This is a genomic window from Pseudoflavitalea rhizosphaerae (genome assembly GCF_003991355.1).
In the GTDB taxonomy this organism is placed as follows: domain Bacteria; phylum Bacteroidota; class Bacteroidia; order Chitinophagales; family Chitinophagaceae; genus Pseudobacter; species Pseudobacter rhizosphaerae.
Map to the genome: position 1 here is coordinate 105,182 of NZ_RCSU01000006.1, position 26,623 is coordinate 131,804.

Below are 26,623 nucleotides of genomic sequence, written 5' to 3' on the forward strand. Positions count from 1 at the left end.
GCGACAGGATATTTTAAAATTCAGAAAAAAAATCTGGAATGACCGGTTTTCCTAGTTTTGCAAGCGAAACAACGGCCTATGCATTTTGGAAAAGTACCTGAAAATGAGGTGAATAGCATTGATTTCAGCCTTCCTGCCGATCCGCCGGGCAATGCGCTTGTGCTGCCTGGTAAGCCGGCGCCAAAGCCATTACTCTATGTGGGATGCGCCACCCGCGGCCCTAAACAATGGATCAATAAGATCTACCCGAAGGGAACAAAAGAGGCAGATTTCCTGGATGAATACGTGAAGCATTTCAATTGTATCGAATTCAATGCAACGCATTATCAGATCTACGGAGAGGAAACCATTGCCAAATGGGCGGCGAAAGCTGAAGGCCGGGATTTCATGTTCTGCCCGAAAGTACCTCAACTGATCAGTCATTACAGCGGCTTCAATAATGTGGAAGAGCCTACCGATTCTTTTCTCCGCGGCATCATGGCTTTTGGTGATCACCTGGGGCCCATCTTTCTGCAATTGAGTGAAAAGCATTCTCCTGCCAATCAGCAAAAATTATTCAGTTATTTAAAGTCTTTGCCAACCGATCTTACTTTCTTCCTGGAACTGCGTCATCCGGATTGGCTCACCGGCGCGCCTAAAAAATATCTCTTCGATACCTTGCGTGACATGAAGATCGGAGCAGTGATCACAGACACATCCGGCAGAAGGGACTGTGCGCATATGGAGCTGACCTTGCCGAAAACATTCATACGATATGTAGGGCATGGTATGGGGCCGACAGACCCGGTTCGGTTAGACAGATGGGCCGGCAGGCTGAAACGATGGCTGGATAAGGGTTTGGAAGAGATCTGGTTTTTCATGCACACGCCAGAAGAGATCATGGCGCCGGAGATGGTGGATTATTTTGCCGGAAGGATGGAGGCTGTAAGCAGACTTCATATTCCGAAGCCACAATTCATACAGCCTGCTCCCGGCAGTACCCAGATAAGTATGTTTTGACGATGCTACTATTTCACTTCATATAACTCTTCCCAACGGGTTGTGTGGCGCTTGCTTCTCAACTCCTGCCGCATCTTCCAGTTACGCGTGGTGCCGGTAACGGCAAACTTCAATACATCATCGCGCATGCTGAAGTTCACATTGTCTATCACATCCATCAGGTAACGGTATTCATTACCCGAAGGAGGGGAGAAGAGGTTGCCCTGGATGGAATCATCCGGCACGATATTGCTGAGCATCACGCCTGCTTTCTTGTACCACTTTCCTTTTCTGAACAATTGTTCTGCCTGTTGTACGGCTGCTTTGATCAGCTCCTGCGTAACAGCGGTGGCGGAAGGAAGTGTGATATGCGAATGCAGGGTGGCGCCTCGTTTGAAATTGGTCAAATGGTTTTCTTCGCGGGTCACGAGAAAAATGCCGATGGTTTTGGCGGCGCCATGTTGCCTGCGTAATTTCTCTGCGGCCCGCGAAGTATAAGTGGCGATGGCTTCCCGCACATCATTCAGTTCCGTTACGGGTTGTCCAAACATACGGGTAGTAGCGATCATTTTCTTGCTGGTCAGGGGCGCTGCCATCTCTTTCCCGGGGATGCCATTGAGTTCGCGGATCAGTCGAACGCCATTCACACCACCCAGGTGCCGGTGAGCCCATTCTTCGGGCATATTGCTCAGGTCCCAGGCACTGATAATCCCCTGGTTGATGAGTTTTTCCGCGTAGGCCCACCCTACGCCCCAGATATTCTCCACCCTGGTAGACTGCAGCATCCTGAGCTGCTCCTCCCTGGTGGCAGTTACGGTTACACATTGCGAAGCCTGCTTGTCTTTCTTCGCTATATAATTGGCCAGTTTGGCCAGCGTTTTTGTTGGCGCTACCCCTATCGAAACGGATATTCCTGTCCATTGTTCTACTGTTTTACGTATGTGCATTGCTGTTTGTTCCAGTTGATCATATGGTACATGACTGAGGTCAATGAATGCCTCATCCACCGAGTATACTTCCACAGAGGGAACCAGCATGCGCAATGTTTCCATCACGCGCCAGCTCAGGTCGCCATACAGGTTGTAATTGGAAGAGAAAGCTGTGATCCCGAACTGACGGATCAATGGCCTTGCTTCAAAATACGGGCCTGCCATTTTCACCCCGAACTTTTTGGCTTCATCACTTCGCGAAACAATACAGCCATCATTGTTGCTGAGTACTACTACCGGTTTGTTCCGGAGGTCCGGCCGGAACAATCTTTCGCAGGAACAATAAAAACTGTTGCAGTCCACGATCGCTTTCATTCCGTAGGAACCCGGAATGGCGGTGAAAAGATCAGGTGCTGCTGCTGTTTTCATGCTTCAATGATTGCTGATGATGAAAGGGAGAGATAATGAGCAACTCATGGAACGGTAAGAGCTGCTCACTTCTCTCATAGGAGGCTTAATGGTAATGGCTGCTCGTTGGCAGTATCTTTAAAAAGGCGATGCCTTTATAATTGGTGGATCACATAAGTGACAACGCCCCAGATCTCGAGTGTATCACAGGAGGGATCGATCTCCGTGCTGGCGAACTGCCTGTTCTCCGGCAGCAGCCGCACTTTGTTGAATGTTCGTTCCAGTCTGCGGATCAGCATCTCGCCGTTCAGTACTGCAATCACAACTTTCCCGCTCTGCGCCTTGAGGCTTTTGTCCACGATCACCACATCACCATCATGGATCCCTGCACCGGTCATGGCATCGCCTCTCATACGCAAAAAGAAGGTAGCGGGTTTGTTGTGAATGAGCTGTTCATTCAGATCGATCCCGCGCTCCATATAATCATCCGCGGCCGCTCCGAAGCCTGTGGCATCGGCAGTCTTCACATTCCATTGATTGTAATCTTTGGAACCTTTATAAGCGGCATCGTAAAAAATTTCGTCCTGCATATAATTAAATTTGGCTGTGCTAAATTATTTAGTAAATTTATGCTAAATATATGATCAGACAAAAGAAATTTTATGCACACAGGAGCGGTCAATCATAGTGGGGGCAAGGGTTGGATGGCAGAAGGGTTACAGGAATACAGCCTTGTGATCCAGGCAGATAATGTAGTTCGTCAGCAGGTTTGGCTGGAGCAGCAGGACCTGGTTTTGAAGTATGGACTGAAGGGGCAGGCGCGTTCAGGGCACCAGATCACCATCGCTAAATTCGCCGTGAGGGATGGAATGGAAGAAACCCTGATGCGTTGGATACAAAGGATCTGCAGCAACCACCGCAGCTTTGTGATCACACTTAATAATTACAGTGGCCATCCGCCGCATACCATTTACCTGCGCATACAGGACCAATGGCCAATCCGGCAACTGATCAGGCAGCTTCGTCCGGTGGAAGATTATATTCGTTCCTCTGCCTGTCCGCCGCCCATCATGATGTTGCGCCCTTACCTGGACATTGCGGGGCATTTGCCGCAGTCCGTATACGAGAAGGCCATGCCAGATTTTTCAAGAAGATCTTTTCATCATTCATTCCTCGCCAATGATCTCCTGCTGGTGAAAAGCTCTCCTTATGAAGCAAACAACAAAACAGTGAATGTATTCCGGTTCCTGCCGGGTACTTACGAACTATATCAGGAATTGTCCTGAGCCTTATCCTTATTTCTATCTTTTTAAAATCGTGCAAATGAAACAGCTTGTTGACACCTTACCTGATTATGGAGCGCTTTACAAAAGCGGATTGCGCACCAATGAATATCAACTGGTGCTTTCGCCTCATGAAGAGCTGCGTAACAAGATCCTTGCAGTGAAGAAGGCCTTTCATGAGACTTACCCTGGCGGATATACGAATTTCGTTCGTCCTCATATCCTGCTTGCGAAGTTCACACAGTTGGAGATGATGGAAGAAAAGATCCTGCACCGCCTGCGCATTGCAGGCAATGGCTATCATCCGTTCCGGGTGGAGCTGAAGAATTATGGTGCATTCCCCACCCATTCCATTTATGTAAATGTGGTAACCAGGCAGCCTGTTCAGGGGCTGGTGAAAGAGATCAGGCAATTGCAGAGACTGATGAAATATGATAAGGACCGTAAACCTCATTTTATCGATGAGCCTTTCATCACCATCGCCAGCAGACTGCAGCCCTGGCAATACGAACAGGGGTGGTTGGAATATTCTCACAGGCAGTTCACAGGCCGCTTCCTGGCAGATGGCATGTTATTATTGAAAAGAAGAACGGGCGACCGCGCCTGGCAGATCGCTGAGCGCTTCGAGTTCAAGAACCTTCCTGTGAATACCAGGCAGGGTGAGCTTTTCGCCTGAGTGAAGAAAGGAAACGAATCATGGAAAACCACGAAGAACAGAAACCCGATACCTATCTCAAGGGGCGCGGTGCGCAGATCAACACGCGTAACCGTTTTTTGAAAAATGAAAGGGTGAAGGAACATATCGAGGGAATCGATGAATGGATCGAATCCGATGTAGCAACGCGTTACCTCGAAGACAAAGCCAAAGGGGTGGTTAATAGAGTAGATAGCCCTGACGTTGGCATGTGGTACAGCATTAACCCCTACCAGGGATGTGAGCATGGCTGCATCTACTGCTATGCACGCAACTCCTTTGAATACTGGGGATACAGTGCCGGTGTGGATTTCGAGAGGAATATCATGGTGAAGAAGAATGCACCCGAGCTGTTCCGGAAATTCCTCATGAATCCGCGCTGGCAATGTGTTCCGGTATCCCTCAGTGGCAATACCGATTGTTACCAACCAGCAGAGAAAAAATATCGATTGACCCGGCGCATCCTGGAAATATGCCTTGAGTTTAATCAGCCGGTGGGCATCATTACCAAGAATGCCGGCATCCTCCGTGATAAGGATGTGCTGCAGCAGCTCGCTGCCAGGAACCTTGTGTCAGCACTGGTTTCAGTGACCACGTTTGATGAGGAACTGCGGCGAAAGATGGAACCCAGGACCACCACAGCGCGGCAGCGGATGCGGGTGATCCGGGAACTGACGGATACCGGTGTGCGCATGGGCGTTATGTTAGGCCCCATGATCCCGGGACTGAACGATCAGGAAATGCATAATATCCTGAAAGCAGCATCGGAGGAAGGGGCCGTTTTTGCTGCCTACACTTTCGTGCGACTCAATGGCGCCGTGAAATTATTGTTTCACGACTGGCTCTATAAAAACTATCCCGACCGCGCCGATAAAGTTTGGCATTTCATCGAGCAGGGTCATAACGGGCAGGTGAACGATAGCAGGTTTGGTACGCGCATGCGCGGAGAAGGCCCCCTGGCCGAACTGATCAACCGTCAGTTCAAGACCTGGTGCAAACGTTTTGGATTAAACGAAGAGAAATGGGAACTGGATTGCTCACAGTTCCGTCGCCCGGGCGAACAAATGAAGTTGTTTTAAGGGAAAGGAACTCCTGACTATGCTTTGAATTTCCTTTTCAGAATAGAAGATATCTTCTCACGGATTACCATCACCTCGCGGCAGATGAATGCAATCTCCTTTGCATTCTCCAGCAGGTTCAACTGCTGCAGGCTTTTTTCCAGCACCTGCGCTTTTTCCCGGTGATACAGTTCAATCGCTTCCAATGAATCACCCAGTATCGGTGATACAATGACCGGCTTCTTTCCGGCCGGCAGGGCGGATGAAAGCTTTCCGCTACCCGGAACCGGTGGATGGTGGCGCATAACAGGCTGTTTAATGATTTCGGTGATAAGTTACCTCCCAAATTTCCTATAATCCTGTATGCGGAACAACCGTTAAAATACCCTTTATTGGGCGTAGAGCGTGAAATCAGATTCCGTAGATATACTTATTGGGAAAAAATCTTTTACAAATATCTTTAAGCCACTATTTAACCAATAAACACGTTTTCTATGGCAACCAACCCGAAAAAAGCCAGCGTAATGTCGTTGATCGGTATTTTCTCCATAATGCTCCTTCTTCACTCCTGCACAGGAGGCTCCAAAGAAGACGGCGTATGGATACCTAATCCGAAAGACTCTTCCGACCTGGGCAAACGAAACCACTTTATTCCTGAAGCTGAGATCAAGGAATTCCGCGCAGATTTCGCCATCGACCGCGATACCCTGAAGCGCCTTATGCCCAACCTCTTTATTCCCAATAGTGAAGCCTTCAATAAAAAGATACTGCTGGAAATTCTGAAAGACCCCAAATGTGTTGGCATCCGCATCTATTATGGTGCTGCCAAAGATAAGAGTGGTGCAAGAGATGAATTCCGCCTGATCATCGTGGGTGTTGATGCAAAAGGACAGGACCTGTATATCGACAATGGCTCGGCAGTAGCTACTCAAACAACTCCGAGGAGAGGGGGTGCTGAATACGGCCAATGCGATCCGCCCTGTTTTGCACCGTATCCCGGTGAATAGTTGAGCAGCTCCCCGGCCGCAAACCAAATCATAATCCTCTCCACCTTAACTGATGAATGATACAGTACGTTTTGTATTGAGCCTGAGTATTGTGTTTGCTGTATTGATCGGGATAGTAAGATTCCGTAAAATCGATAAGTCTTACTATCCCTTTCTTTATCGCATCTTCCTTGTATTGATCATCGAGGTCACTGCAAGGCTCTTCTTTTTATCGACCGAGCCCCGGTATTTCACTGTTGTGATCAATACTTTTTCCATTCTTGATTATGTTCTCTTCACCTGGTTGTTCCATAACTGGAGGCTCTTCAATGGCAACCGGACCGTTTTCATTTCGTTTCTCGCTGCAGGCTTTGCCGCCTGGATATTCATCACCCTCATCCTCCAGAATATCCTCACACCCAACTTCGCTTTCAGGGTACTGTATTCGGCTATCCTGATCGCTTTCAGCGTGAATACTTTCAATAAGGCCGTGGTGAACGACAGACGAAATATTTTTCACAATCCCAAGTTCTGGATCTGCCTTGGCATCATTATCTTTTATACTTTTTTCATACTGGTTTGCATGGTAAACCTCAACGTGTTCAGGTCTGCCACCAAACTGTTCAGGCAAAATCTTCAGATCATCAATGTGTGTTCAAATATTTTGGTTAACTTCTTGTATGCTGTAGCGATCGTATGGATACCCCGGAAGCAAAACTTTATGAAGCCCTTTTGATGGTGGTTGGGGTGGTGGGCTCCGTTCTCATCTACTTTATCATCACTATTATTCGCTACCAGCGAAGGAGCCTTCGTTTGCATAAGGAAAAGATCCAGGCCGAGATCGATACACTCGAAAATGAGCGCACTCGCATCGCTTCCGATCTTCATGATGAACTGGGCCCGTTGCTTTCTGCCGTGAAGCTGCAGATCAACAGCCTGGACGCAGCCAATGACCTGGATGCGCTCACCATCATGAAATCCAGTACGCATATAGACAGTATCATCACCAAACTGCGCGAGATCTCCAATAACCTTATGCCGAATACGCTTGTGCGTAAAGGACTGCAGAAAGCCATTTCAGAGTTTGTGGAACAATCCAACCATGCCACACAGACGAGCGGCCTTCAGGTGAAATTCATCTGCGAACAAAACCTCAACCTGAACCAGCAGAAAGAGATCAATATCTACCGTATTATACAGGAGATCGTTCACAATACTATCAAGCATGCTCAGGCCAGTTGTCTCATCATCAAAATGGTGATCGAAGAGAACCGCCTCCTCCTCATGACCGCCGATAATGGAAAAGGATTCGATTATTTTTTGAAAATAAAAGACAATCCGGGACTTGGACTTCGTAACTTGCAGAGCAGGGCAGAAGTGATGGGAGCTGAACTCAGTTGCCAGTCTGAGCCTGGAAAGGGGACGATGTACACATTCGAAATCCCGCTATGATCACCACCGAATCCTCTGTTTTATGAGCACAATACTTGGCACAATCAAAGTAGTGATCGCGGATGACCATGAAATATTCCGCGATGGCATGCGCATCATGCTGCAAAAGCAGCAGGATATTCAACTGGTAGGCGAGGCCGGTGATGGCCGCGAACTCATTGACCAGGTAAAGAAACTCCAACCGGATATAGTCATCAGCGATGTGAAGATGCCGCGCATGGACGGAGCAGCAGCCACCCGTCATCTCGTAGAACATTATCCGCATATCGGCATCATCGCCCTCACGATGTTTGATGAAGAAGATCTCATCATCGATATGCTGGAAGCCGGCGCCAAAGGTTACCTCCTCAAAAATGCAGATAAGAACGAGATCGTGGATGCCATCAAATCTGTTTACGATCAGCAACCCTATTACTGTCGTCATACCAGCCATAAGCTGGCTGAAATGGTGGCCAGGAGCAAATTCAACCCGCACCGCCAGCAGGTGAAACCCGAGTTCAACGACAGAGAGCTGGAGATCATCCGTCATATCTGCGACGGTCTCACCAGTAAACAGATCGGAGAACGCATCTTCCTAAGCGTTCGAACCGTGGAAGGATTAAGGATGAAGATCCTGGAAAAAATGGAAGTGAAGAATACGGCTGGGATCATCATTTATGCCATCAAGAACAATCTTTATACACCAGAAAGGATCTGAAAATAATCTCGGTGTGCCCACTCGCTCGCGTCCCCGCGAGTGAGTTTTGTTTAGTCGCCTCTGGCGACGCGGTGTTCGCCGGAGGCGAACAAATACAAGTCACTCGCCGGGAGGCGAGCGACTGCCAGCTCCCCGTCCTTTTTAGTCAGCCCCGGTTGTTGCACCCCGTAGAAAACATCGCTTCAGAATAATCCTTGCTTTTTTCTTGCACCTCCAACTCTGCGTAATCTGAGCAGGGAAAAACGTAAGCTGATTTATTCGGTTTAGCATCTACGTTATAGAGTTGAATTGAATCTGTCAGAGAACCGAAACCAGCAATAAACATTCCAGCTTATTTGTCACTGCTTCTGAACCCTATGAAACTCTTATTCAGTCTGCGTTTCCGCCCTCTTCGGGTAGCCATAGGAAAATATTTTTTTAAAAATTCCTGATAAAAAGTTGGCACTATTAAAAAAATAGTTTCACTTTTGCATCGACAAACAATTTAAAACATGTCCCAAAAGATGCAACATATCGAAACAGTGAAGTGGTTTGCACTCAATCCGAGTGACGCCATCCGCGGGGCTTGTTATGCTGCAGCATAGCCGGATCGAAAAGATCCTCAAAATATAAGCCCCGCAGCATCTGCGGGGTTTTTTGTTTCACTGAATTCAAAACAGTTGTGATAGTTATGCCCATCGATGCCAATGTCAATTACGGAACAATATTCCTCGCCCTGGCTGAGCGCCGGCAGGATACGCGTATGTGCCCAACGGGTAACGCGCATTTCGTATCAAGCTTTGATGGCAGTATTAAGTTTATCAAACGAAAAAGGTCGGGAGACTACGGATCATAAGATCAGCACTGCGCTGAACAAGATACCGAAAGCCCGGCCGGACCATACCGACCGGGCTTTTTTGATGCCCAGCCCAACTCAGTATGGTCCGCCCTTCAAAACCAAAACAAATGACGAAAAGAAAAGGAGGCCAACATGAAACTGGTATTATTCGTCCTGCTTGTGTCGCTCATAAGCTCACTGATTGAGAGCAGGAAAAAGAAAAGAAAAAAAGTGGAAATTGATGACCACAAAGAACCTCTGCACCCCGCGGCTTTCAGCCTGCGATAGGTAGCAGCTCAACAGAAGAAGAATTTGATGCGGAAGAATGGAATGAAGACGAGTGGGAAGGAGAATTCATCTACGCGTCAAAAAAAGACTCACAATGGCAAAGTTGGAATTAAGAGGCAAAGACCTCAGGCAAATAGGTTATCCGGAAGGTCCGGTGATCAGTATCGCAAAGAATATCATGCAAAGGGAATTCAAATATTCCACAAAGGAGGAAGTAATGGAACTGTTACAAAAAATATTGAAAGCGCCTGTCGAATACGAGAATGATGCCGTGCTTGGATTGATTGCACTGCAACTGATCCCGAAGGAAACCATCGCAGCGAATGTTATAGAATTGAACAAAACAGGAGTTCCTGTGAACATCTTCGGGTCGGGCGCTATCGAGCAGCAGGCATTGACGCAGATGGACCAGGCAGCCCGGCTGCCTGTATCTGTCAGCGGAGCGTTGATGCCGGATGCTCACTCCGGTTATGGATTGCCAATAGGTGGGGTGCTGGCCACCTCCAATGCCGTGATCCCCTATGGCGTTGGGGTTGATATCGGTTGCAGGATGTGCCTGTCAGTTTTCGATATCGACCCAAAAACACTCGTGCAACGCGAACAATATTTCACAACAGTGCTGAATGAAAACACGCTATTCGGAAGCGGACAACAATTCCTGAAATCAGCTGATCATGAAGTGCTGGACAGCCCTCTGTTCGATGAGATCGCTGTTCTGAAACAATTACAGAACAAGGCTGCAATGCAATTGGGTTCATCCGGATCCGGAAACCATTTTGTAGAGTTCGGAATTGTAGCCATCAAAGAGAAGGATGAAGTATTGAAACTGGAAGCAGGAACTTATCTCGGACTGTTGAGCCATTCCGGTTCAAGAGGGCTGGGAGCCAGCATTGCAGGGCATTACACCAAACTGGCGAAGGAGAAAAGATTGCTTCCCAAAGAAGCTGCTAACCTGGCCTGGCTGGATATGAATGAAGAAGAAGGGATCGAATACTGGCTGGCCATGAACCTTGCAGGTGATTACGCATCAGCATGCCATCATGCAATTCACGCAAAAGTAGCGAAGCAACTGGGCCGCCAGCCAATTACGATGGTGGAGAACCATCACAATTTTGCATGGAAGGAAATGGTGTATGGACCTGAAGGCGGGCTGCAAGAATTGATCGTTCACCGGAAAGGTGCTACACCTGCAGGTAAGGATGTGCTGGGGATCATTCCCGGATCCATGACTGCACCCGGGTTCATCGTGAAAGGGAAAGGAGAGGTAAGCTCGCTGGCATCGGCATCACATGGCGCCGGAAGGAAAATGAGTCGTACGGCTGCATTGAATTCCATCACACAAAATGCGTTGAATGAACTACTGGCCAAGCACGGGGTTAAACTGATAGGTGGAGGATTGGATGAAGCCCCACATGCATATAAGAATATCGAAGAAGTGATGAAGGCGCAGCAACACCTGGTGGATACCGTGGGAATTTTCTATCCGAAGATCGTGAAGATGGATGGCACCGCGCCAAAGCCCTGGATGAAAAGAGCGGGAGAATAATTACAGCTGGTCTAAAATATAAGTAAGCGGAGACTCTTCCAGCACTACGCGATGATAGCCTTCATGGGTTACATCCCATTTGATCAACCGGATGAAACCATCTGCTATTTCAATGCCGGTGATATCTCCATCGCTATAGCAACAACAACCGCAATTGAAATAACTGGGATGTGCCATGGTTTTCGTTATACGTTTACCGGCATATTCCAGTTTTCTTTTTTCAAGTTGTTCGGATACTGCCTGGATCAGTTCTGCATCACCGGAGAATATTGCGTTTTCCAGTTGTTTGGTCAGGCGGTCTATATGATCCAGCGAGGCAAAAACAGGTTTATGCGTATGACCGGAAATCAATGCCAGGCTTTGTTGCATTGCGCTCCAGTTATACATGATCACATTGTGCCTGTCCACCAGGTCGAAAGAGTCGGCAGTGGTGTTGATGGAGATATCCAGGAAACGTTGCAATGGTGTCCAGATGGCTGCCACTACCCATTTGCTGAATGGATTTCCATCACTTCGCTTATCACCCTGGTGGCCATGGGTGAGCATAATCAGGTACTCATTGCCGTTATATTTTGATTGCAATAAGATACCTTCATAGATTTTCAGTTTGTCGCCAAAGATTGGTTTAAGGAAAAGATTTTGTTGAAAGGCGTAGCTCCATTCCAGGTCGTGGTTGCCGAAAACCCGGTAATAGCGGTCCTGTTGCAGGAATTTGGCTTCTTCCAATAAACTGAGCCGGTTCTTTTCTATGACGGTCTTCGGCGTATTTTCCCAAAGCTCTTCACTGTCGCCAAGGCTAATGAGCGTGAAGCCCTGCTGATCATAATACTGCAGAGCTGCCATATAGTTTTCTTCAGCGAGCCGGAAATCATCGGCAAGGTCCTTTCCTCCTTTATGCTGGTCTGATAATATTATAAAACGTGCAGAGTTCAGATCGAAAGGCAGAACGATACCTTTGGGCGTTTTTCCTTCCAGGATATCTTCCTTCAGCTTTGTAAGGGATGAGAATACATCTTGCTCGTTTGGGCTGGAGGATATTTTTTCCGCTATCCAGATCACAGGTTTCCGGAACAGCCATTGCAGGATTTTCTTCATGGGACTTTTTTTGATTGCCAGGAATTTTCCTTTTCAACCATCCTACACTTTTATATAGATCTTTTTCTTGTCCAACCAGTAAACGATCAGCCAGTAGAAAGCGATCATGCAGAGCGCATACAATAATGATCCATTCTTAGGGTTATCTGTGAATGCTGTGAGCGGTTTGCAGATATGTTGATAGAACCAGGGGAAAGCGCTTGTGTAAACGTTGTTACCTTTTTCGTCTACATGGTCCACCCACCGGAATAAAGGAAGCAGTTTGGGAAGGAAGCCGCTCAAAGCAAAAACGAAAAGCGCATTCTTTCCGAATACGTCGAAGAATTTGCTCCAGGCTCCTTTGGCCCCTTTGAATTCAATAGCATAGATCAAGACAGACAATACCATGATGGCGAGACCGGTTGTGTACAATACGTAAGAGCTGGTCCAGATCTTTTTATTGATCGGAAAAGCCATGTCCCAGGCAAAGCCTCCGAAAATGAGCAGGCATCCATATACGAACAGGCCGGATAGCATTTCAAAGGTCTTGCCTTTTTGCTGGATATAATTTCCTACCAGGAATCCGAGGATCACCTGAACAATGGCCGGGAGTGTACTGGTCAATCCTTCCGGATCGAAGGGCACCCCCTCACCTTTATACATATGCGCAATGCCTAAAATGTTCTTGTCAATCTGGGTACCAAAGTACCCATTAAGGCTGTAAGGATCGCCCGGGGCGCCGAGGAACAGCGAGAGCATCCAGTATAACAATAAAATAATGGCGCTGATAATGATGGCGCCTCGTACTTTCATGAAGTAAACGATAAGAGAAGCGAACAAGTAACAGATGGCAATGCGTTGAAGTACACCCAGGATGCGGATGCCGCTTTCAGGGTTATTGGGATCCACCCAATGTTTGAATACGAGTTCACCATCGCTCCATTTCAGGAATGGACTCCAGTTGAGAAAGAGCCCAATGGCAAAGATCAGTATACTTCTTTTGATCACTTTTTTCAGGAAAACCGGAGTGCCTGCGGCCTGCAGTCTGGGTAACACAAAGGCCATGGCATTGCCAACGGCAAAAAGGAAAAAAGGAAATACAAGATCAGTGGGTGTGCAGCCATGCCAGGGTGCATGGGCAAGCGGGCCGTAAAGATGGCTCCAACTGCCTGGATTGTTCACCAGGATCATGAGTGCTACGGTGGCGCCACGGAAAACGTCGAGGGAATAGAAGCGTTGGTTCAAATGAGTAGATTTTCAGGGGATTAAAGATAGGGAATTCGGGGAACCACCGAGGTGTTACTTATAGGAGAAATATTTTTTGAAACATAGAGTTGTTGATCCTGGCAAATCATTTGCAGTATCGGTGGATCTGTGACTGAGAACTTGATTTTCTCAGTTGAAAAATAACGATTTAGCATTTTTGTTGACGGATCAAACACATTAAAAATCCCCTATATTTGCAAACAGCATTAACAATTTGCGGTTTTTGTAGCGGCAAGACGATCCTGGGTGAGGCGAGTAGCGGAGAAGCTGGAATGCTTGACTGCTGCAAAGTACCATTAATCATGGAACGAATTCCTGTGAAGATCACGTCTGTTAGTCGATCATATATCTTTTGTTGAGGGTATAAGCCAGTATATAGTCTGCTTATACCCTTTTGACGTTTGCATAAACAGGCATTCAGTAGTGTTGTAAGTCAATCAGTTACATTCTGAGAATGTGACTGAGGTGGCGAAGCCATGTATGGAACTCAAACCTTATATTCATTCAACTGCGGTCATAGATGAGGGTTGTACCATCGGTGATGGGACCAGGATTTGGCATTTCAGCCATATTATGAGCGGTGCTGAGATTGGCAGTAATTGCAGCCTAGGTCAGAATGTGGTGGTTTCATCAGGGGTAAAACTTGGTAACAATGTAAAGGTTCAGAATAATGTTACCGTTTATACCGGCGTGATCTGTGAGGATGATGTTTTCCTGGGGCCCTCCATGGTATTCACCAATGTGATCAATCCCAGGAGCGCTATTCCAAGGAAGAACGAATACAGGTCTACATTGGTGAAGAAAGGTGCCAGTATCGGAGCCAATGCAACCATCATCTGTGGACATACACTTGGCGAGTATTGTTTTATCGGGGCCGGAGCTTTGGTTTCAAAGGATGTAAAACCTTATGCGCTGGTAATGGGTAATCCGGCCAGGCAAACCGGGTGGGTAAGTGAGTTTGGTCATAAGCTGGCATTCGACATTATGGGATTGGCAGAGTGCCCGGAATCCGGGCAACAATATAAACTGGAAGATGAAAGTGTAACCCGGATCAGTTAAAATGACCAAAACAGGCACTACACATAAATGGTATGCATTGTATACCAAACCCCGATGGGAAAAGAAGGTGAATCGCCTTTTGAATGAGAGGGGTATTGAAAGTTATTGTCCGCTCAATATTGTAAGGCGTAAATGGAGCGATAGATACAAGATGGTTGAAGAGCCTCTTTTCAAATCTTATGTATTTGTAAAGATCCAGCAGGAAGAGCAGTCTGCTGTACGGCTCACCCCGGGCGTTATCAATTTTGTGTATTGGCAGGGAAAACCGGCAATAGTGAAAGAGAATGAAGTAGATGCTATTAAGAAATATCTGAATGAGTACAACTTCGTGTATGTTGAACCCATCCCGATGAAAATAGGACAACAGGTAATCATCCAATCCGGTATATTTATGGATCAGGTAGGCGATATCGCCGATATCCGGCACAAAAAGATCATAGTGAGATTGTCAACGCTGGGCGTTAATCTTGTTGTGTCTTGCGCTCAGGACAACTTGAAATTTTTACCTAAAAATTAATCATGCAATATTGTATAGTCATCCTTAAAAAACTGATATGGCAATAAGTTGTGTCCGCAATCTTCTTTTAGTTATGCTGACTATTTGTAGTCTCATATCCTGTGTTTCCAATAAGGAGCTTACGGCAAAAGCGGTTTATTTCAAAAATGCCAATGATAGTTCATTAAGGAAAACTGTTATAGAGTTTGAACCAAAGCTTCAAAAAGGTGATATCCTTTATATTGGTGTGAGCACAGCAAACGATGCGAGTGCCAAATTGTTCAACCTGCCTAACTTTTATGCGAGCTCAGTTACTGCCGGCGCAGGAGGGACCACATCCGGCTATTTGATAGATGAAAGTGGTGACATCGTATTTCCCATGATCGGTAAACTTCATGTAGATGGAACTACCAAGGCTGCGCTCACCGATACGCTCACCCGTAAAATAAGGGAATACGCCAATGATGCCATCGTTTCCATACGTTTGATCAACTATAAGATCACTGTGCTGGGCGAAGTTGCCAAACCCGGGTCGTTTACCATTCCCAGTGAAAGGGTCACTGTTCTGGAGGCCATTGGCCTGGCAGGAGATCTTACAACCTTTGGGAAGAGAGACAATATACGTGTGATCCGCGAAACCAATCAGGGCCGTGAAATGGGCCAACTGAATCTGAACGACGGAAACATCTTTTCATCCCCATATTATTATCTGCGCCAGAATGATGTTGTGTATATAGAAATGAACAGCCGCAAAATGGCAAACGCAGATCAGACCAATGCCAGGACCCTTTCAATAGGTCTCGGCATCGTTTCAGCTGTCAGTCTGATCGTAGCCACCATTACCCGATTCTGATAGGAACTTTTCTTCACGCGAAAAACTGTATACACAGCATATGGAACCTGAAAATATAGCAATCAAAGCGAGTAAGTCAGGAGAGAGCGGGCAAACAGTGAACCTGAAGGAAATATTGATCAAGTATTTCCACTATACTCCATTATTTGTGATCGTATTGGCTATCGCAATATTCGCTGCATGGTTGCATCTTCGCTATACAACTCCGAAGTATAATGTAGGATCAACCTTGTTGATCAGGAATGATAATGCAAACCGCGGTGGTGGCAGCGGTGATGATATGTTTGCGGATATTGCATTATTCCAATCCAATACCAATAAACAAAACGAGATAGAGATTCTGCGTTCCCGCAATATGATGGAGAGGGTGGTTCGATCGCTGGGTCTTGAAAAATCCTATTCAGTTGTTGGAAAGATAAAAGCTCCGAATATCTATCAGGAACATCCTTTCGATGTGTTGATCCTCAATTTGAAAGACAGTTCCAGGAGTTTCTCCCTGCCTGTTCATATTATCGATTACAAAAAATTCAGGATCGGAGAGAAGTCCACTGAATATTTCTTCGGACAGCAGATAGAACTGCCGGAGGGAACTATCAAACTCGTTCCCAGGGAGTCTACTTATTCAAGGCTTTCCTTCCGTGATTTCTTGTTCCAGTGGATACCTACAAAGGCAGCGGCAGGTTTGTATGGTGGTGGTCTTGCCATCAAGCCGGCGAATGACCAGTCGAATGTACTCAGCATCACGTACCTTACTGATAATCCCAGGCTGGGTGCAGATATTGTGAATCAACTGATGGTTGAATACAATGATGCAGGTGTAGAAGACAAGAATGAGATCAACCGTAGGATCATTACCTTCATAGATGATAGGCTTCGCATTGTAGAGAAACAACTGGATAGCGTAGAGGTTGACCTGCAGAATTTCAAGAGCAATCAAGAAGTGATCGATCTGGCCGCCCAGTCAACCCTTTTCTTCGGCAATATCGGGGAACTTGAAAAAGGAATCCAGGAGCAGCAATTGTATTTGCAGGTTTCCAACCTTCTTGAGTCTTATATAAAAGACAGCACCAAAAAACATGCATTGGTCCCTACAACTCTGGGGCTTCCTGATCTTAATCTTCAGGAACTGGCAACAGAATACAATGCTCTAGTGGTGAAAAGACAGCAGGAACTTCAAACCGGTGCAACAGTCAACAACCCTGTGATACAAGGTATCGATAGCGAGATCGAGAACGCTAGGGTGAAACTGGGAGCCAGTCTGCGTAATATTTCCGGTATGTATCGTGCCAATCTGGAAATGCTGGAAAACAAGAAACTGGGAATGAAAAAGGAAGTGTCTGCTATTCCGGAAAAGGAAAGGATGAATAATGAGCGTGCGAGGCAACAGGCCATCAAACAAAACCTGTACCTGTACCTGCTGCAAAAAAAAGAAGAGTCTGCGATTGCCAAAGCCTCCACCATTGCCAATTCACGCGTAATTGATAATGCGATGCCTGTTTACAACCAGGTTAGCCCCATTCCGTTAAGGATATATGGCATCGCTCTGCTGGCAGGTCTGTTGATCCCTATCGCCATCATCTATATCCTGGATATGCTGAACGATAAGGTTACCACCAGGTCTGATATTACCAAAATGACCGCTGCTCCCATTATCGGTGAGATCGGACATAATGAAGGCGGTAAAGTACTGCTGTTCCCTCAACAGAACCGGGCGGTTGTAACTGAACAGTTCAGGATATTGAGGACCAATCTGCGATTCGTACTGGGGGAAAAATTTGAATCTCCCGTACTGCTGGTTACATCATCGTTCAGCGGAGAGGGTAAATCATTCGTATCTACCAACCTGGGCGCAACACTGGCCGTTTCAGGAAAACGCACCGTGATACTCGAGTTCGACCTTCGTAAACCGAAGATCATCGAAGGTCTGGGATTACCCAAGGCCACAGGTCTTACCAACTACCTGGTTGGCAGTGCAGAGCTCAATCAGCTTCCCCAGGCAGTTCCTCAGGTGGAGAACCTCTTCGTTATACCTTGCGGACCGGTACCTCCCAACCCTTCTGAAATACTCCTGACACCCAGGATCGAAGAGCTTTTCGTCTGGCTTCGAGAAAATTTCGAAGCGATCGTTATAGATACTGCCCCTGTAGGCCTTGTTGGTGATGCGCTTACGCTTAGCCGTTACGCGGACTGCGGGATTTATGTGATCAGGCAGCGCTATACCTTCAAAAAGCAGCTTGGCTTTATTGATGACCTGTACCAGCAAAAAAAATTGCCCAGGCTGGGCTTACTAGTGAACGATGTAGTAACCGGCGGAGCCCAGGGCTACTATGGATATGGCGGCGGATCTTATGGCTATGGCTACGGCTATGGTTATGGCAGCGAGAAATATTACGAAAGCAAGCGTAGAGGGGTCAAAGGCTTTATTGGCAGGATCTTTGGCAGAAAATAAACTTCTCTTGTAATTAATTAAAAGCATTTTTCATATCTTATGTCGAACAGCAATAGTGAGATTATCATTGAGGCAGGAAGAACGGAAAAAAACTATTGGCAGGATATCTGGCGGTATCGGGAATTGTTCTATATACTTTCCTGGCGTGATATCCGCGTCCGCTACAAACAAACAGCAATAGGTGCTGCCTGGAGTGTAATCCGGCCGTTGCTAACCATGTTGATATTTACATTCGTGTTTGGAAGAATGGCCAAACTGCCAACTGAAGGAACAGCACCCTACACCATCATGGTGTTTGCAGGACTGATCCCCTGGTTCTTTTTTGCAAACGCATTGAGTGAGTCCAGTCAAAGCCTGGTACTGAATTCCAACCTGATCACGAAAGTGTATTTTCCCCGCATCATTATTCCAGCCAGCTCGATCATTGTCAGCCTGGTAGATTTCTTCATTTCTTTCGGATTGATGCTGATCATTTTCCTGTTTTACGGATTCACGCCTTCAGTGAAGATATTCCTGATGCCCGTATTCTTATTGTTTGCATTGGTTGCAGCCATGGGCGCAGGGTTATTGATCACAGCCCTCAATGTGAAATTCCGCGATTTTAGGTTTGTCATTCCATTTATCGTACAAATCGGTTTATATATTACACCTGTTGGATATAGCAGTTCCATAGTTCCCGAGCAATATCAACTTCTCTATCATGTGAATCCAATGGTTGGAGTTATTGAAGGCTTCCGTTGGTGCATAATTGGGGAATTGCCACTGAATATTCCCGGGATGCTGGTTTCATTGGGAGTGACCCTCGTGTTCTTTATCTGGGGGATCTCCTATTTCCGACGCACCGAACGATCATTTGCCGATTCCATCTAACCACTGAAGACTGAAGGATATGCCACAGCCGATCATTTCAATTGAGAATCTTTCGAAGCAATTCATCATAGCCCATGAAGCTCCTCAGCGTTATCGCACACTGAGAGATACTATTGCAGACAATGCAAAAAAACTGTTGAATGGAAATAAGAAGGATGGTCGTACCAGCGAATCCTTCTATGCTCTTCGCGACCTGAGTTTTGATCTCTATCCTGGAGACAGACTGGGGATCATAGGAAGGAACGGCGCCGGCAAAAGTACTTTGCTGAAAGTACTCAGCCGTATCACCGAGCCTACCAGCGGACGTATCACCATCCGCGGACGTGTAGCCAGCCTTCTTGAAGTGGGAACCGGCTTTCACCCTGAGCTTACCGGGAGGGAGAATATCTTCCTGAACGGAGCCATTCTCGGAATGAGCAGAGCTGAGATCAGGAAAAAGTTCGATGAGATCGTTGCCTTTGCCGAAATAGACCGTTTCCTGGATACCCCCGTAAAAAGGTATAGCAGCGGTATGTATGTACGGCTCGCATTTTCCGTAGCTGCACATCTGGAGCCTGAGATCCTTATCGTTGATGAGGTGCTGGCCGTGGGCGACTCCCAGTTCCAGAAGAAATGCCTCGGTAAAATGGAAGATGTAAGTAAGGGCGAAGGTCGTACTATTTTGTTTGTGAGCCATAATATGAATACTGTAAGCTCACTCTGTAACAAATGTGTGCTCCTTGAAAAAGGAACAGTAAAGAAAACCGGCGATCCATTCGACACCATCAACTATTATCTCGCGAACAACTATGGAAAGAAATCCATACGTATCTGGGAGGATGGTAAACCTGGTAATGATATCGTGCGCCTCCATTCCCTCCGCATCATAGACAAGGAAGGAGTTAGTAAGGAAAGTTACTATGTGAATGAAACCCTTGGTATAGAAATGCAGTATGAAGTATTTGAAGACGGGCATGTACTCTGGTCCGGTCATAATATCTTCAATGCAGAAGGACTGAATATCTTCGACACGCATAGCGTAACATCAGAGTATTATAATAAGCCTCATCAGAAAGGAAAATATTCCGCCATTGTGTGGATCCCCCAGAACCTGCTTGCTGAAGGCACATATGTTGTTGGCTCAGCTATTTTCAATCACCTTAAAAGAACCATCCATTTCCATGAAAAGGACGCCGTGGTATTCAATATCATGGAGGCTTACGACGGTGTTACTGCCAAGGGAAGCAGTCCCGGCCATTTCCCCGGCCTTGTAAGACCTTTACTGGATTGGAATATCATTAAACAATAGCGCATCATGAAGAAAAAATGGACAGGCGAAAGACTTGAAACCTCCATTTATAACGAGAATACGCTGGAGCATCTTCATCGTTATGCTATCGCGGCCTCTTTCGCAAAAGGAAAAAAAGTATTGGATATCGCTAGTGGAGAAGGTTACGGCTCCAATATCCTGTCACTGGACGCCGAGTCTGTAACCGGAGTGGATATCTCACGTGAAGCAGTTGAGAGTGCCAAACAAAAATACCGCAAACCGAATCTCCGTTTCATCGAAGGATCGGCTGATAAGATACCTCTTGAAGATGGCAGTGTAGATCTGGTGGTGAGCTTTGAAACTATCGAACATCACGATAAACACCAGGAAATGATGGCCGAAATCAAAAGGGTGCTGAAAGAAGATGGGATCCTCATCATCTCTACTCCCGACAAGGAAAATTATACCATCAAAACGAACTACATCAATAAGCATCACGTAAAGGAACTTTTCAAGGATGAGTTCAAAGACCTGATCAGACAATATTTCAAATATTCCAGCTTTTTGTACCAACGTACAGATTTCTTCTCGCTGATCACGCCTGAGTCCAATCCGGGGTCATTTGGTGTGTTTACCGGCGATTATGAAACAGTGAACCAGTCTGCTACTTTCGAGCACGTTTATATCATTGCTATTGCTTCCAGCCACCAGGTAGGATTCCAGGATGTAACGGTGTTCAACGATACTAAAATGTTCAAATCGTTACTGAATCAGAAAGCTGATGCAGTCAGGAATTCACGTGCATTCAAGCTGGGTAATATGATTTTGAAACCTTTCCGCCTGTTGAAAGGATAATCCGGATCACGTGAAGCAAATGGATCATAAAAAAGATGTGCTGATCTCCGTGATCATACCAGTAAAGAACGGGGACACCTGGATCGATGCCTGTATCCGCGGGATCATGGGACAGACATTATTCTCCCAATGTGAGATCATAGTGATAGATTCCGGGTCTACGGATGGCACGCTGGAAGCTCTTGAAGCATATCCTGTTCGTTTGTATCAGATACCGCCTGAATCCTTCAATCATGGTGAAACGCGCAATTTCGGTGTTTCATTGGCGAAAGGGAAATTCATTGCTCTCACTGTACAGGATGCAGTGCCTTCCGATGACCAATGGCTCAACAGATTATACTCCTGTTTCACTGATGATGCTATAGCCGGAGTATGTGGCCGGCAGGCAGTTCCGCATCACCCTGATAAGAATCCAATGGACTGGTACAGACCAGCTTCCGCACCCACGATCAGAAGGGTACAGTTTCCTTCCCCCGAAGCTTTTGAGGCATTGTCGCCAGTAGAAAAGAAAAATGCCTGCCTCTGGGATAATGTAACTGCCATGTACCGGAAGGAGGTGTTATTGCAGATACCATTTCGCCCGGCAGTTTTCGCGGAAGATATCATCTGGTCCAAAGAAGCACTCCTGGCAGGTTATGCAATTGTGTACAATCCTCAGGCAAAAGTGTACCACTATCATTTCGAAAATCGAGAATATATCTTTAAGCGTACACTCACAACCCTTTACTTCCGCTATACTACACTGGGCTTCGTTCCCATCTATAGCCCCATGACCGTTAAAGAAAAACTCAGCATGATCAACAGGCTTATGTTTTCCGGCGGCGTAAGTTTCCGCAAAAAACTGAGCTGGTTCAAATACAATGTGGAACGAAGAAAAACCATCGTGGAAGCATATTCTGTTTTTACCCAGGCCATGAGCAAGGGAGATAAAGAATTATCGGCTGTTCATGAACGATATTGTGGTAAACCGCCTGTTCCCGTAAAACTCAACTGAAGCTGTAACTATGACCGATCAACCTCTGGTGAGTGTATTGATGACTTCCTACAACAGGCAGAAATATATCGGCGCGGCCATCGATAGCGTGCTGGCTTCTTCCTATACAAATCTCGAGCTTATCATTGTGGACGATGGCTCAAAGGACGATACTGTAGCCATTGCCAGAAATTATGCTGCAAAGGATAACAGGGTGAAAGTGTTCATCAACGAGAAAAATCTCGGTGATTATGGTAACCGCAACCAGGCTGCAGCATATGCAAGCGGCAAATACCTGAAATATGTAGATGCAGATGATTATATCTACCCCTGGGGACTTGGATTGTTGGTTCAGATGATGGAACAATATCCGGAAGCAGGATGGGGCCTTTGTTCTCTGCCACAGGAAGACGATCGCCCATATCCCTTTCTGCTTTCTCCCGCTGAAGCCTACGAGTATCATTACAGCAGATTCAGTATCTTCTTCAAAGCGCCCTTATCTGCGATCATTAAAAGATCAGCCTTCGATGAGATCGGAGGTTTCCGTCCCATCCGGATGGCAGGTGATTTTGATATGTGGCACCGGATGGCGCAGAAATTCCCTGTTGTACTTATGCCACATGGAATGGTGTGGTACAGAAAACATGGCGAGCAGGAAATGAATCATGCCAAACAGTTCTTCCACGTTTATGAAAAACTGAAAGTGGAATATCTTACAACAAACGATTGTCCGCTGGCTCCATCCAAAGCCAGGGAATTCCTGAAGCGTGAAAAAAGAAAGACCTGGAAATCCATACTGAAGAATATGGCATCGCTCCGTCTGAATGATGCGTTGCTCGATCTTAAAAAAATAAAGCAACATTCAGCTTCCTGATATGAGAGTATTTATATCAATCGTAAAATCACAGGGTAAAGCATTTCTGAGGCATTGCTACTGGCTTTACCGGTCTTTCGGAATTAATGCGGGGTCAGGATTGAAAGTGGACTTTCCTTTCAATGTGGAAGGTAAAGGCGAGATCAGGTTCGGGAACAATGTACAGATATTCAGGAATGTAAGTTTGAGGGTTCAGGCAGGAAGTAAGATGAGTGTAGGGAATAACTGCAAGCTCAGTAAGAATGTGCGCGTTTATGTAGATCCCACAGTTGAATTTGAGATGGCAGACCGTGCTTCTATCGGAGAGAATACTCATTGTGTGGTGAACAATCAATGGAAGATCGGGGAAGGCGCAGGTATTGCTACCAATTGCCAGGTTTTCTCGAGGGAACCGGGTTATCATGGTAAACTCCTGCTCGGGGCCGGATCTTATATCGGCGATTTTACCATTGTAGACCTCAGTGCCGATGTGATCATCGGCGCAAATGTTGCCGTGGGCCCCAAATGCACCATCTACACACATGATCACGATTATAAAGAACATGAACATATAGCCTGGAAAGGCAAGCCCCTTGCACGTGCAATTTCAATAGGAGACGGAGCATGGATCGGTTCGAATGTTACCATCCTCCCGGGAATTACCATTGGTAAAAGAGCTATTGTTGCAACCGGAGCTGTTGTTACCAAAGATATTCCCGACGGAGTAATGAGCGCAGGCATTCCGGCAAAGATCATTAAACAGGCAAGCGATACACAGAAGAACAACTGATCCCGACCAGCCCAATGGCTAAGACTCTGCAAAAGGAACCCAATCATTCAGTAATAATTCCTTTCGCTTATGAGTATCAGATCTTCAGTAAAAAAAAGTATCGAAAATGTAACAGGCTTAAAGCTTTACAGGAAACTGCCTTTTGGTCAGGACCCCATTGAGGATATCAGGCATATCTTCAGGGAGTACCGGTTCACTACTCTTTTTGATGTAGGGGCCATTATTGGACAATCGGCCAGATATTTTGTTGCAAATGTACCCGGAGGAAATATCTATTGCTTTGAGCCTTCGGCGGAAGCATTCGGACAACTAAAGGAGGCAATGAAGGAAAGGAATAATGTTCAATGTTTTCAACAGGCTTTAGGTAACTGTCAGGGACAGGTGAAGATGGTGAATCATGAGCGTTCTGACATGAATAAGATAGTGCAGGAAGATCAGGGTACAGGTGATAGCAGAACTGAAATGGTGGCAATGGATACCCTGGCCAATTTTTGTCAGAAGAATAAGATCCCGAGGATCAGTTATCTTAAAATAGACACGGAAGGGTTCGATCTGGAAGTGCTGAAGTCGGGTAGTGAGATGCTGGAAAGATCGGCTATCGACTTCATTGAAGTGGAAGTAGGAATGAACCCAACCAATAAACATCATGTTCCCATCGAAGAGGTAAAAAGATATCTGGAGAGCTACGGGTACTACATCTTCGGTGTGTATGAGCAGGTTCAGGAATGGATCACACGCAAGCCATTTCTCAGAAGAGTAAATGCGCTGTTCATTTCAGAACAGCTTGCAAAATAAAAATGTTCTGGTCCCATATGTTGCCATTGGTTTCTATCATAATTCCGGTATATAATTCTGAAAAGTTCCTGTCTGGTACTATCAGATCGGCGATGGAGCAACAATGGCCGAATAAGGAGATCATCATCGTTGATGATGGTTCCACGGATCAGAGCCTGGCAATAGCAAAGTCTTTCAGCGCTCCTATGGTGAAAGTAATCAGTCAACCTAATAAGGGGGCTTGTGCTGCAAGGAACAATGGAATGGCAAATGCATCCGGGGATTATTTTCAATTCCTGGATGGGGATGATCTGATCTCCCCTGACAAGATCAGTAAGCAGATGCAAATCTTTGCTGAATCCGGTGATGATATCGTTGTCAGTTCCAGGTGGGTGAGATTTTATGATGAGTTTCCTCCTGCAGATCTGCAGGCGCCTGTGAGGCCGCTGGACAAAGACTGGCCTGATCCTCTGGAATGGCTGATCGCTTCCTGGGAAAATAACTGGATGGGGCAAACCTCCATCTGGCTCACATCCCGCGCTGTAGCCGAAAAGGCAGGCCCCTGGAACGAGGAATTGCCGATCAACCAGGACGGCGATTATTTTTGCCGCGTTCTCCTGAACAGTAATGGGATCAGGCATTGTTCCGGTCCGGTGGTTTATTACAGATCAGCCAACAGCAACAGCATCACCGGCGCAAAGTCATACACCAAAGCAGATAAACAACTCTATTCTTACAAATTGTACGAAGAGTATGTGGCGCAATATCTAAACAGGCCTGGAATGAAACATGCCCTGATGAAAAACTACTTGTCTTTCATTTATCATTACTATGGCCAGTACCCGGATTTGATAAGCAAAGCCAAGCAATACGTGCGGGATCTGGGATACAAAAAGTTAGGAACTGCAGGAGGGCACAGGTTTCAGCAGTTGGCTAAACTGATAGGTTTCGAGAAAGCATTGTGGTTAAGGAAATGGTTTAGACACATCCTTTCAACTCAATATTGATGATAAGAGAAAACGGTATCAAAGCTATTGCTTCCATTATGCGTGTTACACCTTCTGTAAGAGGTAAACACAGACTCGGCAAACTACTTGAACGGTATGTGCTGGGGCCCGATAAATGGAAGAAGCCGGCATGCATTATTCCTATGAAGGCCGGATACAAAATGCATGTGGATGTAAGGTCTGCAACAAACAACGGCAGCTTTTGGACAGGCAACTATGATACAGAACTGATTACCAAACTTTGTAATCTGTTTGAAGAGAACTGGACAGTGCTAGATATCGGTGGTAATATTGGTTATTATACAGTCCCATTCGCCAGGAAATTGAAACAATTGAATGGTAAGCTCCTCACTTTTGAGCCTGTCAGCACTAATTTCAAAGCGCTTAACCAGAATATAGAGCTCAATGATGTGCAGGGTATTGTTTCCGCCTACAAAATGGCCCTCGGCAATGAAGAGGGTACAATAACCATGAATATCACTGAAGAAGGTGATAGCTCAAATGCCTATATCGCTAACGATAATATCACTTCCGTTCGCACTTTCAGAAGTGAACAGGCGCCGATGCACAGGCTCGATGATTTTATTAAGTCGCACCCGATCCAGGGCTGCGATTTCATAAAAGTAGATATTGAAGGTGCGGAGATCTTTCTATTCCAGGGGGCACCTGAACTGCTGGCTAAATATAAGCCTGTCGTTTATGGCGAGTTCAACCCTTACTTCATGTCGCGCTTCGGATTCACTTTCCTCGATGTCTGGAAATTGTTCAGCATCCATGGCTATGAATGCTACCAGCAGCAGGGAAAATCTCCCTGGTTCAAGGCGGCAACACCTGCAGAGAGAACGGCCAATGTGCTGTTGATCCCGCCAGGCTATGACAAAAAGAAACTTGAAGGTTTATTGCTTAATCAATAATCAGC

At 46.2% G+C, this 26,623-nt stretch carries 27 protein-coding genes; 22 read left to right on the top strand and 5 right to left on the bottom strand.

Translation table 11 applies throughout. From position 1 onward, the window contains the following. The first annotated feature begins 78 nt into the window (after nucleotides 1–78). Nucleotides 79–999, top strand: coding sequence for a DUF72 domain-containing protein (locus D9Y29_RS12025; RefSeq protein ID WP_127128390.1), 921 nt, complete (start codon nucleotides 79–81; stop codon nucleotides 997–999). An 8-nt stretch (nucleotides 1,000–1,007) separates the two neighbouring features. Here the strand turns inward: D9Y29_RS12025 and D9Y29_RS12030 are convergent, their stop codons facing one another. Together D9Y29_RS12030 and D9Y29_RS12035 are read right to left on the bottom strand one after the other, a co-directional pair. Further along, nucleotides 1,008–2,336: a Y-family DNA polymerase gene (locus tag D9Y29_RS12030; RefSeq protein WP_127128392.1), complete on the bottom strand. Its 1,329-nt coding sequence runs from the start codon at nucleotides 2,334–2,336 to the stop codon at nucleotides 1,008–1,010. A 134-nt stretch (nucleotides 2,337–2,470) separates the two neighbouring features. Beyond that, nucleotides 2,471–2,905: a LexA family protein gene (locus D9Y29_RS12035; RefSeq protein ID WP_127128394.1), complete on the bottom strand. Its 435-nt coding sequence runs from the start codon at nucleotides 2,903–2,905 to the stop codon at nucleotides 2,471–2,473. A 72-nt stretch (nucleotides 2,906–2,977) separates the two neighbouring features. Between D9Y29_RS12035 and D9Y29_RS12040 the strand changes: the two genes are divergently transcribed. Genes D9Y29_RS12040 through D9Y29_RS12050 form a run of 3 tightly spaced genes read left to right on the top strand, consistent with a single transcriptional unit; the run spans nucleotide 2,978 to nucleotide 5,371 of the window. After that, a complete protein-coding gene (locus D9Y29_RS12040) occupies nucleotides 2,978–3,601 on the top strand; it encodes a 2'-5' RNA ligase family protein (protein WP_127128396.1) in 624 nt (207 codons plus the stop codon). A gap of 37 nt (nucleotides 3,602–3,638) precedes the next feature. After that, nucleotides 3,639–4,274, top strand: coding sequence for a 2'-5' RNA ligase family protein (locus tag D9Y29_RS12045; RefSeq protein WP_127128398.1), 636 nt, complete (start codon nucleotides 3,639–3,641; stop codon nucleotides 4,272–4,274). A 20-nt stretch (nucleotides 4,275–4,294) separates the two neighbouring features. After that, the gene (locus D9Y29_RS12050) at nucleotides 4,295–5,371 is read left to right on the top strand and encodes a PA0069 family radical SAM protein (protein WP_127128400.1); all 1,077 of its coding nucleotides are present in this window, start codon (nucleotides 4,295–4,297) and stop codon (nucleotides 5,369–5,371) included. A 17-nt stretch (nucleotides 5,372–5,388) separates the two neighbouring features. Here the strand turns inward: D9Y29_RS12050 and D9Y29_RS12055 are convergent, their stop codons facing one another. Then, a complete protein-coding gene (locus D9Y29_RS12055) occupies nucleotides 5,389–5,655 on the bottom strand; it encodes a hypothetical protein (RefSeq protein WP_127128402.1) in 267 nt (88 codons plus the stop codon). Between the two features lie 189 nt (nucleotides 5,656–5,844). On the opposite strand from D9Y29_RS12055, the gene D9Y29_RS12060 reads away from it, so the two are divergent. The 5 genes from D9Y29_RS12060 (at nucleotide 5,845) to D9Y29_RS12080 (ending at nucleotide 11,136) form a co-directional block, all read left to right on the top strand. Continuing rightward, nucleotides 5,845–6,357, top strand: a complete 513-nt coding sequence (locus D9Y29_RS12060; protein ID WP_127128404.1) for a hypothetical protein — start codon at nucleotides 5,845–5,847, stop codon at nucleotides 6,355–6,357. A 52-nt stretch (nucleotides 6,358–6,409) separates the two neighbouring features. After that, a complete protein-coding gene (locus D9Y29_RS12065; RefSeq protein ID WP_127128406.1) occupies nucleotides 6,410–7,072 on the top strand; it encodes a hypothetical protein in 663 nt (220 codons plus the stop codon). Beyond that, complete coding sequence (locus D9Y29_RS12070; protein ID WP_127128408.1) at nucleotides 7,033–7,788, top strand: sensor histidine kinase; 756 nt, start codon at nucleotides 7,033–7,035, stop codon at nucleotides 7,786–7,788. The genes D9Y29_RS12065 and D9Y29_RS12070 overlap by 40 nt, the downstream gene beginning before the upstream one ends. A gap of 22 nt (nucleotides 7,789–7,810) precedes the next feature. Further along, nucleotides 7,811–8,485, top strand: coding sequence for a response regulator transcription factor (locus D9Y29_RS12075; protein ID WP_127128410.1), 675 nt, complete (start codon nucleotides 7,811–7,813; stop codon nucleotides 8,483–8,485). Nucleotides 8,486–9,684: 1,199 nt separating this feature from the next. Further along, a complete protein-coding gene (locus D9Y29_RS12080; RefSeq protein ID WP_127128412.1) occupies nucleotides 9,685–11,136 on the top strand; it encodes an RtcB family protein in 1,452 nt (483 codons plus the stop codon). Here D9Y29_RS12080 and D9Y29_RS12085 read toward each other — a convergent pair whose 3' ends face one another. Beyond that, complete coding sequence (locus D9Y29_RS12085; RefSeq protein ID WP_127128414.1) at nucleotides 11,137–12,231, bottom strand: metallophosphoesterase; 1,095 nt, start codon at nucleotides 12,229–12,231, stop codon at nucleotides 11,137–11,139. Nucleotides 12,232–12,273: 42 nt separating this feature from the next. After that, the gene (locus tag D9Y29_RS12090) at nucleotides 12,274–13,455 is read right to left on the bottom strand and encodes an acyltransferase family protein (protein ID WP_127128416.1); all 1,182 of its coding nucleotides are present in this window, start codon (nucleotides 13,453–13,455) and stop codon (nucleotides 12,274–12,276) included. Between the two features lie 501 nt (nucleotides 13,456–13,956). Between D9Y29_RS12090 and D9Y29_RS12095 the strand changes: the two genes are divergently transcribed. The 13 genes from D9Y29_RS12095 (at nucleotide 13,957) to D9Y29_RS12155 (ending at nucleotide 26,618) form a co-directional block, all read left to right on the top strand. Further along, entirely contained in the window at nucleotides 13,957–14,535 is a 579-nt protein-coding gene (locus tag D9Y29_RS12095; protein WP_127128418.1) for an acyltransferase, read from the top strand. Nucleotide 14,536: 1 nt separating this feature from the next. After that, on the top strand, nucleotides 14,537–15,052 hold the full coding sequence (nusG, locus tag D9Y29_RS12100; RefSeq protein WP_127128420.1) for a transcription termination/antitermination protein NusG: 516 nt from the start codon (nucleotides 14,537–14,539) through the stop codon (nucleotides 15,050–15,052). 73 nt (nucleotides 15,053–15,125) lie between these two features. Further along, complete coding sequence (locus D9Y29_RS12105) at nucleotides 15,126–15,884, top strand: polysaccharide biosynthesis/export family protein (protein WP_164735384.1); 759 nt, start codon at nucleotides 15,126–15,128, stop codon at nucleotides 15,882–15,884. 40 nt (nucleotides 15,885–15,924) lie between these two features. Beyond that, nucleotides 15,925–18,333, top strand: a complete 2,409-nt coding sequence (locus tag D9Y29_RS12110; RefSeq protein WP_127128424.1) for a GumC family protein — start codon at nucleotides 15,925–15,927, stop codon at nucleotides 18,331–18,333. A gap of 39 nt (nucleotides 18,334–18,372) precedes the next feature. Next, nucleotides 18,373–19,203 (top strand): ABC transporter permease, encoded by an 831-nt coding sequence (locus tag D9Y29_RS12115; protein ID WP_127128426.1) that lies wholly within the window; start codon nucleotides 18,373–18,375, stop codon nucleotides 19,201–19,203. A 19-nt stretch (nucleotides 19,204–19,222) separates the two neighbouring features. Beyond that, complete coding sequence (locus D9Y29_RS12120; RefSeq protein ID WP_127128428.1) at nucleotides 19,223–20,491, top strand: ABC transporter ATP-binding protein; 1,269 nt, start codon at nucleotides 19,223–19,225, stop codon at nucleotides 20,489–20,491. A 6-nt stretch (nucleotides 20,492–20,497) separates the two neighbouring features. Then, nucleotides 20,498–21,307, top strand: coding sequence for a class I SAM-dependent methyltransferase (locus D9Y29_RS12125; RefSeq protein ID WP_127128430.1), 810 nt, complete (start codon nucleotides 20,498–20,500; stop codon nucleotides 21,305–21,307). A gap of 19 nt (nucleotides 21,308–21,326) precedes the next feature. Then, nucleotides 21,327–22,301 (top strand): glycosyltransferase family 2 protein, encoded by a 975-nt coding sequence (locus D9Y29_RS12130; RefSeq protein ID WP_241237921.1) that lies wholly within the window; start codon nucleotides 21,327–21,329, stop codon nucleotides 22,299–22,301. Nucleotides 22,302–22,311: 10 nt separating this feature from the next. Then, the gene (locus D9Y29_RS12135; protein WP_127128434.1) at nucleotides 22,312–23,154 is read left to right on the top strand and encodes a glycosyltransferase family 2 protein; all 843 of its coding nucleotides are present in this window, start codon (nucleotides 22,312–22,314) and stop codon (nucleotides 23,152–23,154) included. A 1-nt stretch (nucleotide 23,155) separates the two neighbouring features. Beyond that, on the top strand, nucleotides 23,156–23,923 hold the full coding sequence (locus D9Y29_RS12140; RefSeq protein ID WP_127128436.1) for an acyltransferase: 768 nt from the start codon (nucleotides 23,156–23,158) through the stop codon (nucleotides 23,921–23,923). A gap of 69 nt (nucleotides 23,924–23,992) precedes the next feature. Further along, nucleotides 23,993–24,718: an FkbM family methyltransferase gene (locus D9Y29_RS12145; protein ID WP_127128438.1), complete on the top strand. Its 726-nt coding sequence runs from the start codon at nucleotides 23,993–23,995 to the stop codon at nucleotides 24,716–24,718. Between the two features lie 17 nt (nucleotides 24,719–24,735). Next, complete coding sequence (locus D9Y29_RS12150) at nucleotides 24,736–25,704, top strand: glycosyltransferase (protein ID WP_164735385.1); 969 nt, start codon at nucleotides 24,736–24,738, stop codon at nucleotides 25,702–25,704. After that, nucleotides 25,704–26,618 carry an FkbM family methyltransferase gene (locus D9Y29_RS12155; protein WP_127128442.1) on the top strand — a complete coding sequence of 305 codons (915 nt, stop codon included), beginning with the start codon at nucleotides 25,704–25,706 and terminating at the stop codon, nucleotides 26,616–26,618. The genes D9Y29_RS12150 and D9Y29_RS12155 overlap by 1 nt, the downstream gene beginning before the upstream one ends. Nucleotides 26,619–26,623: the final 5 nt, after the last annotated feature.